Source organism: Sorangium sp. So ce204, assembly GCF_051526795.1.
In the GTDB taxonomy this organism is placed as follows: domain Bacteria; phylum Myxococcota_A; class Polyangia; order Polyangiales; family Polyangiaceae; genus Sorangium; species Sorangium cellulosum_B.
In genome coordinates, this window is sequence record NZ_CP150317.1 from 9,260,572 (window position 1) to 9,274,576 (window position 14,005).

The window sequence follows — 14,005 nt, forward strand, 5'->3', positions numbered from 1 at the left end:
CGCCGGCGGCGGGGGGGCGTGCGCCGGCGGCGGGGGCTTGCGCTGGCGGCGGAAGGTGTTCTGATCGGGCGCCGTGACGGCCCCCGACGTGCATCGCGCCATCCACGCGGTCTTCCGCATCGAGTCGGCCAGGCTCATCGCCGGCCTCGCGCGGATGGTGCGCGACGTCGGCCTCGCCGAGGAGCTCGCGCAGGACGCGCTCGTCGCCGCGCTCGAGCGGTGGCCGGAGTCGGGGGTCCCGGACAAGCCGGGCGCCTGGCTCATGGCCACCGCGAAGCGCCGCGCGATCGACGAGCTCCGCCGGAGCAAGCGGCTCGAGCGCAAGCACGAGGAGCTCGGCCACGAGATCGAGGCCCAGCACGCGCTGGCCGCGCCGGATCTGGACGCCGCGCACGACGATGACGTCGGCGACGACCTCCTGCGCCTCGTGTTCACGGCCTGCCATCCGGTCCTCTCGACCGAGGCGCAGGTCGCGCTCACGCTCCGCCTGCTCGGAGGCCTGACGACCGAGGAGATCGCGCGCGCGTTCCTCGTCCCGGAGCCGACCGTCGCCCAGCGGATCGTCCGCGCCAAGCGGACCCTCGCCGAGGCGCGCGTCCCCTTCGAGGTCCCCCGCGGGGCCGAGCTCGCGCCCCGCCTCTCGTCGGTGCTCCAGGTCATCTACCTGGTCTTCAACGAGGGCTACTCGGCGACGGCCGGCGGCGACTGGATGCGGCCTGCCCTCTGCGAGGACGCGCTCCGCCTCGGCCGCATCCTGGCCGAGCTCGCGCCGCGGGAGCCGGAGGTCCACGGCCTGGTCGCGCTGATGGAGATCCAGGCGTCGCGCTCCAGGGCGCGGGTCGGACCGTCGGGAGAGCCCATCCTGCTCCTGGCGCAGAACCGCGCGCGCTGGGATCACCTGCTGATCCGCCGCGGCCTCGCGGCGCTCGAGCGCGCCGAGGCGCTCGGCGGCGCGCGCGGTCCCTACGCGCTCCAGGCCGCGATCGCCGCCTGCCACGCGCGCGCGCGCACCGCGGAGGAGACGGACTGGGCGCGCATCGCGGCGCTCTATGCGGCGCTCGCCCAGGTCACGCCGTCGCCCGTCGTCGAGCTGAACCGCGCCGTCGCGCTCTCGATGGCGTTCGGCCCGGCGGCGGGCCTCGCCGTCGTCGACGCGCTGACCTCGGAGCGCTCCCTCGAGAGCTACCACCTCTTGCCGAGCGTGCGCGGCGACCTCCTCGCGAAGCTCGGCCGCCTCGACGAGGCGCGCGCGGAGCTCGAGCGCGCGGCGTCGCTCACGCGCAACGCGCGCGAGCGCGACCTGCTCCTCGCGCGCGCCGCCGCGTGCGCGGGCGGCTCGGCGCCGCCGTCGCGGTGACAACGGCGGGGTCGGCGCCGCCGTCGCGGCGACGGACTGGCTCCGCGCCGAGGAGCGCTCCCCGAAGGGCGCGGCGCTCGGCCGCCGCCCCTACCGAGCGGCGGACAGCCGCCGGCTCACCCTCGATCCACGGCCGCCGCGAACGCCGCCCCGCTCGCCGCCGTCGCCGCGCTGACGAGCCATCGCTCCAGCGCTGCAGGCTCGCCGCACGCGAGCACCCGCGCCTGCACCGCCTCCGGCACCGCGAGCCCCCGCGCCGAGAGCACCGCGAGGATCGCGCGCGCCTGGGTGCGCGCCTGGGTGCGCGCCTCGACCCACTCGTCCGTGAACCGCGCCGCGTCGCGCTCCTCGAACAGCGCCGCGACAGGCACGGCGCCGAGGCCGTGCTTGCCCAGCTCCGGCAGGAGGGGCACCTCAGCCCCGGGGCGATAGGTGATCGACGCCGTCCCCGGCCGCACGACCTCGAGCTCCCGCCGCTCCGCGTGCGCGATCCACACCCACGGCCACTCGTGCTCGAGGTAGAGCTTCACCTTCTCCTCGAGGTAGCGCCTCGACTGCGTGCCCCGGATCTCCACGGCCAGCACCGGGGTGCCGCGGTAGGCGTCGTTCCGCGGCGACGAGAGATCGCCCACCACCACGACGTCCGGCGCCCGGAGCGACGGCCCTGCCGGGTCGCTGAGATCGCAGTACACGTCGGTCATCACCGTGAAGCCCGCGCGCGCGTGCGTGCGGAAGAGGGCGGCGAGGAGCGCCATCACGATGCCATGGATATCCTTGCTCCCCATCTGCTCGATCAGCTCCCCGCGGTGCAGCTCCCACGGGCTGCCGTCGTAACAGTCGTCGGGCGTGCCCAGGCGGCGGCCGGTCGGGCCGAAATCGCGCAGCTCGATCGGCCCCGTGTTCCGGGGCGGACGGGTCGGCAGGCCGTTCGTGCGTGCAGTCATGCCCACGATCCTAGCACGTCGCCGCGCCCCCTCGCCGGGCGCGCCCGCCGCAGGCGCAGACGTGCTCTTCCGGCGGCCCGTGAAGGGCCGCCTCGCGCTCGAGGTCCTCAGCCCGAGAGCCGCTGATCCGCCACGTCGAGCGCCGCGTCGAGCGCCGCGATCCCCTCGTCGATCTCCGCCTCGCTGATGATGAGCGGCGGCGCGACGAGCAGGTGGCTCACCCACCCCATGAGGGACACCCCGCGCTTCGCCGCCTCGGCGACCACCGCGTCGACCACCAGGGGCCGCCGAGCCGCCTTGTCCTGCGGCACGTTGAACGGCTCCTTGGTCGCGCGGTCCTTCACGAGCTCCACCGCCCAGAACAGGCCGATCCCGCGCACGTCGCCGATCGAGGGGTGCTTCTCCTTGAGGGCGCGGAGCTTCGCGCCCACGACGTCTCCCATCTTCGTCGCGCGGTCGAGGAGGTCCAGCCGGCGATACTCGTCGATCGCGGCGATCACCGGGGCCAGCGTGAGGGGGTGGGCCTCGTAGGTGTGGCCGTGCGCGAACATGTTGTCGTCGAAGTAGTCCGCGATCGCGCGGGAGGTCGCGACGACCCCGAGCGGCGCAGCAGCGTTCGTCACGCCCTTCGCGGTCGTCAGGATATCCGGCACCACGCCCCAGTGATCGACCGCAAACCACTTTCCGGTCCTGCCCCAGCCGCTCATCACCTCGTCCGCGATGAGGAGCACGCCGCGCTTCCGCGCGACCTCGGCGATCTTCGGCAGGTAGTCGGCCGGCGGGATGAGGACGCCGTTCGTGCCCACGACCGGCTCGACGATCACCGCCGCGACGTTCTCCTCGTGGTCGATCATGTAAGCCAGGTAGTCGGCGCACGCGACGCCGCACTCGGGGTGGCTCCGGCCGAGCGGGCAGCGGTAGCAGTTCACCTCCGGGCCGAACACCACGCCCGGGATCTTGCCGGCCGGCTCGATGAACCAGCGGCGAAAGTCGCCGGTCGCCGCGACCGAGCCCGCGGTCGACCCGTGGTACGACGTGTAGCGCGCGATGATCTTGTGCTTGCCGGTGTAGAGCCGGGCCATCTTGAACGCCGCCTCGTTCGCCTCCGTGCCCGACGTCGCGAAGAAGAACTTGTCGAGACCCTTCGGCATCACCTCCAGGAGCTTCTGCGCCACCCTGGCCCGCACCTCGCACGTGTGCGCCGGGCTGATGTAGGCGAGCTGCCTCGCCTGCGCGCAGATGGCCTCGATCACGGCCTCGTTCTGGTGGCCGAGGTTCGAGCAGATGAGCTGCGAGGACAGGTCCAGGTAGCGCTTGCCGGACGCGTCCCAGAACGCGCAGCCCTCCGCGCGGGTGACATGGATCGGCTTCCAGCCGCGCTGGGCGCGCCAGGTGCCGTACGTGTGCTTCGTGGTCAGCTCGACGATGTCATCGCTCATGGCAACCTTCGCGGTTCGAGGAGGCGCTCAGCGTAGAGGGTGATCAGACCTCCTCGCACGCGAATTCCCCGGCGCCGCTCGCCCGCTCCCGCGCGCCGCGCCCGCGATTCCGTGCAGCGCGCTCGCGGCGCCGCGCGCGATCCCGTCACCAGGGACGGTCGTGATCCGTCCATGAGCGGGCGAGCTCGCCGCGTGCCGGTCGGTTGACATAGTAGAGCTCACTAATATGGTGCGGCGCATGACCACGCGCCATGAACCCCCCGCTCCTCCCCCTGTTTCGCCCTACCTGACGGTCGACGACGCCCGCGCGGCCATCGACTTCTACCGGCGCGCGTTCGGCGCGACGGTGGTGGCCGAACAGCCGACGCCGGACGGCAAGAAGCTCATCCACGCGGCCCTCCTGGTGAACGGCGGCCTCGTGATGCTCAGCGACGATTTCCCGGAGCAGTGCGGCGGGGTGAGCCGCACGCCGAAGGCGTTCGGCGGCACCGCGGTCACGCTCCACCTCGATCTGCCCGACGTCGACGCGACGTGGAAGAGCGCGGTCGAGGCGGGCGCCAGCGTCGAGATGCCGCTCGCGGACATGTTCTGGGGCGACCGATACGGCATCGTGACCGACCCGTTCGGCCACCGCTGGTCGCTCGCGACGCGGAAGAAGGCGGCCACGCAGGAGGAGCTCGACGCCGGCGCCAAGAAGCACTTCCCCGCGGCAACGTGAGGTCGTGCGAGGTGGCGTGAGGTGACGTGAGGTGACGAACGCGCGCTCCCCGGACGAGACGTTCCGCGCGCTCGCGGACCCCACGCGGCGCGCGATCCTCGACGCGCTGACCGGCGGGGAGCGCTCCGTCACCGAGCTGTGCGCGATGTTCGACGTGACCCAGTCGGCGATCTCGCAGCACCTCAGGGTGCTGCGGGACGCCGGGCTCGTCGCGCCCCGCCGGGAGGGGCGCTCGCGGCTCTACCACGTGGAGGCCGCGCCGCTGCGCGCGGTCTACGACTGGGCCGCTCATTACGAGCGATTCTGGGCGAAGAAGCTCGACGCGCTCGGCGCGCGGCTCGATCGCGAGGCGGACATCGCGCGCAGGGGGGGCAGATCATGAGACGCGACCTGCGCATCACCCGCGCCGGCAACCGCACCATCTACGGCCGGACGCTCCCCGCGGTGCTCGACCGGCTCGCGCGCTCCGGGGCAGCCCCGCCGGCGGACGCGCGGCGCGGATGCCACGAGCCGCGCGGCCCGTGGTGGCTGCTCGCGCAGGTCCTTGGGCCGATCATCCGGCGCGCCGCGCAGAAGCGCGCAACCAGGGGATAACCCACGGCTGCGCGGATTGCGCGAGCCCTCGCGCAACCCGCGCAGCGGCGCGCGCAACCGGCCCCATGGCGCCCGCCGTCACCGGCCATTTCGCGGGCCCGCGGGGCTGGCGCGAGACCTGCTCTGGCGGTGAAGCGAGGCGGATGGAGACGACGGACAGCGCGGCACGCCGCCGTGGCTCCGTGGCCTCGATGGCCCCCGAAGGAGGTTTGCGCACATGGACGGACAACTCGCCACCACCGATGTTTCGAGCATGGACCAGGGGACGAGCGCAGGAGTCGTGAACGACGTGAAGAGGAGCGACGCACGCGCGTTTCTGGCGCGCGTCGAGGCGGATCAGCGCCTCGCCGAGAAGATGGCGGAGGCCGACGGCGACATGACGCGCATCCTCGCGATCGCCGCCGAGGCGGGCTGCTCGTGCACCGCGCAGGAGCTCGCGAGGGCTTACGAGGAGCACGTGCGCGCGGAGTCCTTCGCCTCGGCCTATGACTTCGGGTATCCCGAGATCTACCTGAGCCTCCGCGCGCCCTCGGACCTGAGCCATGCGGCCGTGTACCTGAGCCTCCGCGCGCCCTCGGACCTGAGCCATGCGGCCGTGTACCTGAGCCTCCGCGCTCCTTCGGACGCCGGCGCTCCGCTGCCTTCCTGAACGACACGCGCGCCCCCGCGCGCTCCGGACGGCGACCTCCGCCGCAGCCGCGGAGGGAGGCGCCGTTCTCCTCGTCACCCTCTCGCATGCAAACGACGGCGCTGCGCTCTCAGGAGAACTGGCCATGATCCGATCCCCCGGTCCGAAAGGGCACCCTCTGCACGGCTCCTGGCCGGAGTTCCGCGCGGATCCCCTCGCCTTCCTGCTGGACGGCGCGCTGGCGCACGGCGATTTCTTCCAGTTCCGGCTGGGGCTGAAGAGGTGCTTTGCCGTCGCGGATCCGGCCGCGATCCAAGGGATATTCGCGGATCGGGAGGGCTTCACGGACAAGACGCCGCCGCACCGGATGCAGGACGCCTATCCGCGGAGCGTCGCCCGCCTCGAGGGGGGTGAGCACCTGGAACGCCGGAGGGCGCTCGCGCCGGCGTTCCATCGGGAGGCGCTCCTCGCGCGCGCCGAGGGCGCCGCGCGCGTGGTGCGCGAGGCGCTCGCGCGGCTGCGCACAGGCGAGGCGCGCGCGGTGCTGCCGGTGCTCGAGGACGTCGCCCTGCGGAGCGCGTCGATGCTGCTGCTCGGGGAGTCGGGAGAGCAGGTCGTGGAGCGCATCGCGACCGAGCTGCCCCGGGTGGAAGCGTGGCTCGGGCACGCCGCAGACGACGAGATGGCCTATGGCCAGGCGAGGGACGCGCTCGCGGCGTCCATCCTGGCGGCGGCAGAGCACCGCAAGGCGGCCGGGAACCGCGGGACAACCGATCTGCTGGATCCGCTCGTGCGCGCGGTGGACGCCGGCCAGATGGATGAACAAGCCATGATCGACGAGGTCGTGATGATGCTGGTGACGCACGTGCCGACGGCCGCGGCGTCGGCATGGGCGCTCTACGAGCTCGCGCAGCGCCCGGAGGTGCGGAGGCGCATCGAGGAGGAGCTCGACGGGATCGACGCGCAGGAAGCGGAGGTGGAGCGCGCCTCGATCCTGTCGGCGGTGGTGCAGGAGACCTTGCGGTTGCACCCGCCCGTATGGGTGCTGGCGCGCGAGGCGCGGAGGGAGTTCCGCCATGGGCCCCACGCGGTGAGCGCAGGAGACGAGGTGCTCGTGAGCCCGTATGTCATGCAGCGGCTTCCGCGGTACTGGAAGCGCCCGGAGGAGTTCCTCCCGGAGCGTTTCGAGCCGGGCTCGCCATGGCACGAGGAGCGCCCGCCTTCGGCGTTCATCCCCTTCGGGCTCGGGATGCGCAAGTGCATCGGCGAGCGGACCGCCGTGCTGCAGATGAAGCTCATGCTGGCGGCACTGGTGCGGGAGTTCCGGTTCGAGCTGCCCGCAGGGTACGAAGCGGGCGCAGGCGGCCGGCGGGCGCTCGTGCCGCGGGATGGGCTGCCGCTCGTCGTGGAGCGCCGCCGGAGGGCGGATCGGCGTCCGCGCGAGCACGAGCTGACGGGATGAAGGCCAGAGCGCGCGGCCGGCCGGCCGCGCGCGAGGAGACCGGGTGAGCGGCGCTCAGGAGAAGCCCATCGGGCACCGCCCTGCCGGCTGCGGCGCGGCGGGCCGGAGCGCCGGCTCCGCGGGGCTGCCCTGGACCGCAGCCGGGCGGCCTTCCGCCCTCGATCGCTCACGCTCCCCTTCCAGGATCATCGCCACATCCCCGCTCGGCCCCATGGTGAGCCCGCGGCGCACGTGGTGAATGGGCGCCTGGCTCTCGAGCCGGAGCCTGTATCTCCCGAGGATCGTGCCGAGGGCGACCTTCATCTCGTACATCGCGAACGCCGCGCCCAGGCACCGGCGGGCGCCGCCGCCAAAGGCGATGAACTCGAAGGGTGTGAATTTCCGATCGAGGAACCGCGAAGGGCGGAATCGCCCAGGCGACGGGTAGAGATCCTCGCGGCCATGCAGGAGCAGCGGCGAGGCGGCGATCGCCTCGCCGGCCGGGATGGTATAGCCCTTGAGCTGGAACGGCCTCTTCACGACGCGGGCGACGTCCACCACCGGCGGGTGGAGGCGGAGCGCCTCCAGGCACACCGCCTCCAGGTACGGCAGCGACGCGAGCGCGTCCGCCTCGGGCGCGGGACCGAGCGCGTCGAGCTCGTCGAGAAGGCGCGCGAGCACGGCCGGCTCGCGGTGCAGCCAGTACATCGCCCACCCGAGCGACATGGCCGTCGTCTCGTGGCCAGCGAACAGGAGCGCCCGGAGCTGGTCCGCGATCTCGACCTCGCTCATGCCCGCGCCGTCGTCGTGGCGGGCGCTCATCATCAGGCCCAGGATGTCCTGCGAAGCGTCCCCCTCCGCGCGCCTCGCCCGGATCTCCTCGAAGAGCAGCGCGTCGAGCGCCCTGGCCGCGCGCTTGTGGCGCGCGTAGGGGCCGAAGCCGGCGAAGTCGCGGCGGAGCGCAGGGATGATCATGAAGCTCGGGCTCAGCGACTCGATGAGCCCGAGCACGGCCTCGCGGGTCCTGCCGACGCGCGCCTCGCCCCGCACGCCGAAGACCACGCGGACGATCACGTCGAGCGCGATCGCCTGGGTCGCCGCGAGCATCGAGAACGAGCGGCCCGGCCGCCACCGCGACGCCACGTCCAGGCTGATCTCCGCGATCGCGCCGCCATAACCCCGCATCGCGCCGGCGCTGAACGGCGGGGCGAGCAGCCGCCGATCGCGCCGGTGCCGCGCGCCCGCCGTCACGACCACCGACGAGGTCCCGAAGACCGGCTCCGTCAGCTGGACACCCCAGACATCGAACTCGTCGGGGTCGGCCGTGTAGACCGCGCGGATCGCCTCCGGATCACCCGTGATGGTCAGTATCCCGTTCGGCGACCTCAGGCGAAACGTGGGGCCGTACTCGGCGGCGTAGCGCCTGAAGACGGGCTCGGAGGAAATGAATCCTGCGCGAATGAAATCCACAAGGCTGAGCGACTTCGGCCCGGGCGGCAGATTTCCCATCGAGCTGCTCCGTGGGTGAACGAGGGTTGTCGGATGTCCCGGGCCGGAGAAGACCAGGGCGCCGGGGACATTCCGACACGCGGGCCGGCGTTCGGTTCCCTCGGTTCCGTCGATTCCGAGAGATCGCCCGCCCGCGCTCAGGTCGCGGCCTCGGCGCCAGGCGGACGGACAGCGACCGCGCGGGACAGGAGCAGCACGCCGGTGAAGAGGTAACCCGAGCAGGAACGGAAGACATCGTAGGAGCGGCCCAGCAGCGGAGCGCTACGAAGAATGTCCCCGATGCGCCACATCTCCTCGTGGCGCGTGATCTCGAAGCTCTCGCCGCCGTCGATCATGCAGAAATCGTAGGTCAGGATCACCCGCACGGGGTACGCGCAGCGCGGGAACAGCCGCAGGTACAAGGTGCTGTCGACCAGGGCGCGGCCCGCGTCACGCCGCTCGGAGAGCCGGACGCTCAGCTGAGAGACGTCGAGGTCGAAGCGGCCGCCGACGCGAGCTCCAGAGAGGCCGACCTGGTACGTCTCGATCCCGCGCACGCGCCGCCATGGATTGACGAACTCGATGCCACGGGCAAGGTAGGGATAGACCTCCTTCTCGAGCGTCGCGATCGGAACCTTCGTGTCGTACATGAGGAGCGAGAGGCGTCGGAAGCGCGCCTCCAGGTCGGCGAGCCCGAGGCGCGGCATCGTGGGGATCGTGAACGGGAGGCAGTTCACTTTTGTCGCCATGTCGTGACTCTCCATCCGGATACGCCCCCCGCCCGGTGTGAAGCGCCGGTCCGGGCGCGGAGCGATGCAGGCCGAGACGCAATGCATGGGCCGAGGCGGAGCGTGCTGGAGGTGCGTGCTCTGCGGCGCGTCGCTCCGCCCCGCGCGCCCCGCGCGCCGCGTGTGCGCCGCCGCGCAAGGCGCTCGAAAGGCGCTGTTCTCCGCGTGGTTCAGGGGGAGAATCGGCGCGTCCGCCGTGGATTGCCCTGGTCCCTGGGGCGTCCGCGGTTATCTTCCCGCGCCGTTCGGCACGAAGCGCGCGGCGTTTCGCCCTCTCTGCCGGCGGCGAGTCACGAGGAGAAGAAGTGTCACGGGTTGTGGAGCGCGCAGCGAAGACCGCCAGCAGTCTCACGGAGCGGCGCAGCGCCGCGGCGCGGCGGGTCGCCGCGTTCATGGCGCTCACCCTCGCCTCGGCGGGGTGCGCCGCGCAGGGAGCGCCGGCGCCCCCCGCGCGCGGCGGCGCGCACCCCGGCGCGAGCGCTGGAGCGCCGGCGCCCGCCGCGCGCGGCGGCGCGGACGGCGCAGACGCCGGCGCGAGCGCGGCCGCAGAGCCGATCTTCCGTGAGGCGGAGTCGCTCGCGGGGCGCTACCGCGTGATCGGCGTGCAGCTCTTCGTGCTCGACCAGGCCGCGGAGGCGGGCGCGGCGGGCGCGCGCGGCGCGGCGCGGCGGGCGGCGCTCGAAGCAGAGGCCGCGCGGCTGCGGGCGGGCGTCGCGGCGGCCTGCGCCGCGCTCGTCGACGCGCCGGCGCTGCGCGCAGCGGAGCAGCGGCCGCGAGCGCTCCTCGCGCTCGCGCGGGCGCTCCAGGACGGCGGGGACGCGCGCGGCGCCGAGGCGCGGCTGCGCCAGCTCGCGCTCGAGCACCCGGCGTCCGGCGAGGCGGCCGAGGCCTACCTCGCGCTGGCCGACCTGGCGTTCGCCGCGGGGCGCCTCGACGAGGCGGTGATCGCCTGCGACGGCGCGCTCCGCGGCGCCGCGGGGGCGCCGCTCCGCAAGCGCGCTCTCTACGTGAAGTCGTGGAGCCTGCGGGGCCTCGGCGGCCGAAGCGCCACCGAGGGGGCCATGAGGGCGCTGCGCGCCATCGTGCAGCTCGGCCCCGCGCGCGCCGGCTCGCTGGAGGCGACGATCGACGAGGCCGCGGAGCGAGAGCTCGTCGAGCTCTACGCGGCGCACGGCGACCTCGCGCAGGCCCGCGCCTTCTTCGCGGGCGCGGGCGAGCGCGCGGGCCGGCGGCTGCTCGGCGAGGTGGAGGCCCGCGCCGCGCGGCGCGGGCGCCCGGAGCCGCCCGATCGACCGGCCCTGTGAGGAGCGCCGCCGCCGCCGGGGAGCCTCACCCTTCGCCCGTGTCGATCCGGAACCGCGGCGCCTCGATGCGCTCCCCCCGGCACGCCGGGCAGCGGCTCGGCTTCGCGAGCGACCGCCGCTCGTCGAACGCGTAGCCGCAGCGCAGGCAGCGCGCCGGCGCGACCGAGAGCCGCTCGCCGCGCGCGCGCAACGAGCGCGCGAGGTGCTCGAGGTGCGGCGCCACGTCGCGCTCCCGCATCCCGAGGCGGGTGGAGAGCTCCCACGCGGTCGCCGCTCCCCTGCGGAGCTCCTCCAGGAGCGCCTGCCGCACCGTCTCCGACCGGGGCGCTGGGTTCGGCGGTGGCTTCGGGTCGCTCATCGCTCTCCGCGAGCGTGACACCGCGGCGGCGCCGGTCCAGCGCCGATCGCTCGCGGCTCGCGCGCTGGGCTCGCGCCGCGCACCAGCGCCGCACGGCCAGGACAGGCGCACAGGTGCCGCCTCTCACGACGGCGGGGCAGCGCAGCGCGGCACAGACCGCGCGGCCATTGCGCTGCCCACAGCGCGCACGGAGAATGCCGCTCCGGAGAACAGCAGCGCATGATCCCGTGCCCGTCCGACGACGCCCTGGCCACCTGGCTCGCGGGCAACTTCCCGCACGACGACGCGGCGAGCATCCGCGGGCACGTGGCCGGCTGCGACGGCTGCCGCGCGCGGCTCTCGACGCGCCCGAGCGAGAGCGACCTCGGGGCGCCGCTCTTCCTCCACGCGACGCACCAGCGCTTCGGCGAGAGCGAGCGGCCGCCGTCGCCCCCGCTCTCCTGGGCGCCGCCCTCGGCCTTCGACGACTACCGCGTGGTGCGGCCGCTCGGCCGCGGGGGCATGGGGCAGGTGTACCTCGCCCACGACGAGGTCCTCGACCGGCCCGTCGCGCTCAAGTTCGTCGCGGCGGACAGCCCCGATCCCAGGACCATCGAGCGGCTGCGCGTCGAGGCCCGCGCGATCGCGCGCCTCCAGCACCCCAACGTCGTCGCCGTCTACCGGATCGGCGAGGTGCGCGGGCGGCCGTACATCGCCTACGAGTTCGTCGAGGGCGAGCCGCTCGAGCTGCTCCCGAAGCCGATCCCGTGGCCCGCCGCGCTGCGCCTCGCGCTCGGCCTCGCGCGCGGGCTCGCCGCGGCGCACCGGCGGGGCGTCCTCCACCGCGACATCAAGCCGGCGAACGTGATGCTCGACGCGAGCGGCGAGGTGAAGCTGCTCGACTTCGGCCTCGCCAAGCTCGCCGACCGGCCCGGCGCCCCCGCCCTCGACGCCGGCCCTCGCGCCGCGCCGAATTCCGCGCCGCCCTCGCCGTGGGCGCTCGCGGACATGTCCGCCCTGACGACCGCGATCCCGGTGGCGCTCGACGCGGCCTCCACGGTCGGGACCGCGAGCCTGACCGACGGCGGCATGATGATGGGCACGCCACTCTACCTCGCGCCCGAGCTCTGGACGGGCACCGCCGGCACGCCCCGCTCCGACGTCTACGCGCTCGGGCTGGTCCTCTACGAGCTGTGCGCGGGCCGGCTGCCTCACGCGGGGCTCGAGGTGCACGCGATCGCCAGCTGGGTGACGGCGCGGGCGCTCCCGCCGCTGCGCTCGATCTGCCCCGACGTCCCGGAGATGCTCGCGGCCGTCATCGATCGCTGCGTCCTGCGCGAGCCGGAGGCGCGCTTCGCGTCGGCCGAGGAGGTGCAGGCCGCGCTCGAGGAGACCGAGGCGCTCTGCCGGGCGTTCCAGATCGTGCGCCCCGCGTCGTCCCCCGCGAGCGGGCAGGACGCGGGCGCGGACGTCGTGCGCGCCTCGTTCGAGCGCCTCGCCCCGCGCGCCGAGGCGCTCGTGACGCGCTTCTACGAGCGGCTCTTCGCCCGCGAGCCGGCGCTCCGGGCGCTGTTCCCGCCGGACATGCGCGAGCAGCGGCTCAAGCTCGCCGCGGCGCTGCAGCTCGTCGTCGACAACCTGCGCGCGCCGGACAAGCTGGTCGAGATGCTCGAGGCGCTCGGCCGCCGCCACGCGGCGTACGCCGCGTTGCCCGAGCATTTCGACGCCGTGGGCCGCGCGCTGCTCGAGGCGCTCGAGGAGCTCGAAGGGGACGCGTGGTCGCCCGTCACCGCGCGGGCCTGGGCGGGCGCGTACGCGCAGGTCGCCGAGGCGATGCGGCGCGGGCTCGAGGCCGCGCGGGAGGGGGTGGTCTCCTCCACGCGGGCGCCCGCGCGGCTGCACGCCGCGGAGACCCGCTTCGCCACGAGCGCCGACGCGAGCCTGGCCTACAGGACCGCGGGCGCCGGGCCGATCGATCTGGTGCTGGTCCAGGGGTGGGTGACGCACGTGGAGGCCGCGTGGGAGGGCGCGCTCGTCTCCCGGTTCTTCGCCGAGCTCGGCGCGTGGGCGCGCCTCATCGTGCTCGACCAGCGCGGCACCGGGATGAGCGAGCGCGAGGGCGCGGGCGCTCCGGCCGAGCAGCAGGCGGAGGATCTGCTGGCGGTGCTGGACGCGGCCGGCGTGGCGCGCGGCGCGCTCCTCGGCGTCGGCGCCGGGTTCGCGCCGTGCGCGCTGCTCGCGGCGGCGCACCCGGCCCGGGCGCGCGCCCTGATCGCGCTCGGGAGCGCGGCGCAGATGTCTGCCTGGCCGGGGTGCCTCTTCGGGCTCGCCGGCGACGACGCCGAGGAGGCCGAGCGCGCGCTGCGGAGCGGCTGGGGTGAGCCGCTCTTCCTCGATCGCCTGGCCCCGTCCGCGGCGGATGACGGCGCGTTCCGGCGCTTCTGGGCCGCGTACCTGCGCCACGGCGCGAGCCCCGGCGGGGCGGCGCGCATGCTCCGGGCACACGCGGCGGCGGACGTCCGGTCCGCGCTGGGCCGGGTGAGCGCCCCGACGCTCGTGCTGCACCGGGCCGGCGATCGGGCCGTCCCGGCGGCGGCCGGGCGCGACCTCGCCGGCCGCATCCCCGGCGCGCGCCACGTCGAGCTGCCGGGCGACGATCACCTCCCCTTCGTCGGCGAGTCAGGTCCGCTGCTCGCCGAGCTGCGGGCCTTCCTTGGCGCGGATGCCGGGGGGAGCCCCCTCTCGAGCCTCGCGCCCTCCGCCGCGCTCGGCGCCGCCTCCGGCGGCTGACGCGCTCGGCGCGGGGGCCAGGCACGCGGTGCGTCGTCGCCCGGCTCGCGCCGCGGAGCTCTCGTGGACACTCCTGGGCTCGCAACACGAGCCGCCGGACGCGCGCCGGTCTCTCGGACGCCCGCGCTCGCTGCGCTTCCTCAACCGATGTTTGCCCGCGCTACGATGGGCCGATGG

13 protein-coding genes are annotated in these 14,005 nt (G+C 74.4%); 8 read left to right on the forward strand and 5 right to left on the reverse strand.

Annotated elements, in window-relative coordinates:
- Window positions 1–73 precede the first annotated feature (73 nt).
- The gene (locus tag WMF22_RS34640) at window positions 74–1,357 is read left to right on the forward strand and encodes an RNA polymerase sigma factor (RefSeq protein ID WP_437294243.1); all 1,284 of its coding nucleotides are present in this window, start codon (window positions 74–76) and stop codon (window positions 1,355–1,357) included.
- Between the two features lie 116 nt (window positions 1,358–1,473).
- Here WMF22_RS34640 and WMF22_RS34645 read toward each other — a convergent pair whose 3' ends face one another.
- Together WMF22_RS34645 and WMF22_RS34650 are read right to left on the reverse strand one after the other, a co-directional pair.
- Window positions 1,474–2,301, reverse strand: coding sequence for a Uma2 family endonuclease (locus WMF22_RS34645; protein WP_437294244.1), 828 nt, complete (start codon window positions 2,299–2,301; stop codon window positions 1,474–1,476).
- A gap of 107 nt (window positions 2,302–2,408) precedes the next feature.
- Entirely contained in the window at window positions 2,409–3,740 is a 1,332-nt protein-coding gene (locus WMF22_RS34650; protein ID WP_012239035.1) for an aminotransferase family protein, read from the reverse strand.
- Window positions 3,741–3,978: 238 nt separating this feature from the next.
- Between WMF22_RS34650 and WMF22_RS34655 the strand changes: the two genes are divergently transcribed.
- The 5 genes from WMF22_RS34655 to WMF22_RS34675 all read left to right on the forward strand — a co-directional run bounded on the left by WMF22_RS34655 (window position 3,979) and on the right by WMF22_RS34675 (window position 7,142).
- The gene (locus tag WMF22_RS34655) at window positions 3,979–4,458 is read left to right on the forward strand and encodes a VOC family protein (protein WP_437294245.1); all 480 of its coding nucleotides are present in this window, start codon (window positions 3,979–3,981) and stop codon (window positions 4,456–4,458) included.
- Window positions 4,459–4,489: 31 nt separating this feature from the next.
- On the forward strand, window positions 4,490–4,840 hold the full coding sequence (locus WMF22_RS34660; protein WP_438032558.1) for an ArsR/SmtB family transcription factor: 351 nt from the start codon (window positions 4,490–4,492) through the stop codon (window positions 4,838–4,840).
- Window positions 4,837–5,052, forward strand: coding sequence for a hypothetical protein (locus WMF22_RS34665; RefSeq protein WP_437294246.1), 216 nt, complete (start codon window positions 4,837–4,839; stop codon window positions 5,050–5,052). The genes WMF22_RS34660 and WMF22_RS34665 overlap by 4 nt, the downstream gene beginning before the upstream one ends.
- 217 nt (window positions 5,053–5,269) lie before the next feature.
- Window positions 5,270–5,701 (forward strand): Nif11-like leader peptide family RiPP precursor, encoded by a 432-nt coding sequence (locus WMF22_RS34670; protein ID WP_437294247.1) that lies wholly within the window; start codon window positions 5,270–5,272, stop codon window positions 5,699–5,701.
- A gap of 124 nt (window positions 5,702–5,825) precedes the next feature.
- Window positions 5,826–7,142, forward strand: coding sequence for a cytochrome P450 (locus WMF22_RS34675; RefSeq protein ID WP_438032559.1), 1,317 nt, complete (start codon window positions 5,826–5,828; stop codon window positions 7,140–7,142).
- A gap of 54 nt (window positions 7,143–7,196) precedes the next feature.
- Here the strand turns inward: WMF22_RS34675 and WMF22_RS34680 are convergent, their stop codons facing one another.
- Together WMF22_RS34680 and WMF22_RS34685 are read right to left on the reverse strand one after the other, a co-directional pair.
- The gene (locus WMF22_RS34680) at window positions 7,197–8,630 is read right to left on the reverse strand and encodes a cytochrome P450 (RefSeq protein ID WP_437294249.1); all 1,434 of its coding nucleotides are present in this window, start codon (window positions 8,628–8,630) and stop codon (window positions 7,197–7,199) included.
- A 137-nt stretch (window positions 8,631–8,767) separates the two neighbouring features.
- Window positions 8,768–9,358 (reverse strand): hypothetical protein, encoded by a 591-nt coding sequence (locus WMF22_RS34685; protein ID WP_437294250.1) that lies wholly within the window; start codon window positions 9,356–9,358, stop codon window positions 8,768–8,770.
- 344 nt (window positions 9,359–9,702) lie between these two features.
- Here WMF22_RS34685 and WMF22_RS34690 point away from each other — a divergent pair, with 344 nt between their 5' ends.
- Window positions 9,703–10,701, forward strand: a complete 999-nt coding sequence (locus WMF22_RS34690) for a hypothetical protein (RefSeq protein ID WP_437294251.1) — start codon at window positions 9,703–9,705, stop codon at window positions 10,699–10,701.
- Window positions 10,702–10,726: 25 nt separating this feature from the next.
- On the opposite strand, the gene WMF22_RS34695 is transcribed toward WMF22_RS34690, so the two are convergent.
- On the reverse strand, window positions 10,727–11,059 hold the full coding sequence (locus WMF22_RS34695; protein ID WP_437294252.1) for a transcriptional regulator: 333 nt from the start codon (window positions 11,057–11,059) through the stop codon (window positions 10,727–10,729).
- 219 nt (window positions 11,060–11,278) lie between these two features.
- Here WMF22_RS34695 and WMF22_RS34700 point away from each other — a divergent pair, with 219 nt between their 5' ends.
- On the forward strand, window positions 11,279–13,828 hold the full coding sequence (locus WMF22_RS34700; RefSeq protein WP_437294253.1) for an alpha/beta fold hydrolase: 2,550 nt from the start codon (window positions 11,279–11,281) through the stop codon (window positions 13,826–13,828).
- Window positions 13,829–14,005 lie beyond the last annotated feature (177 nt).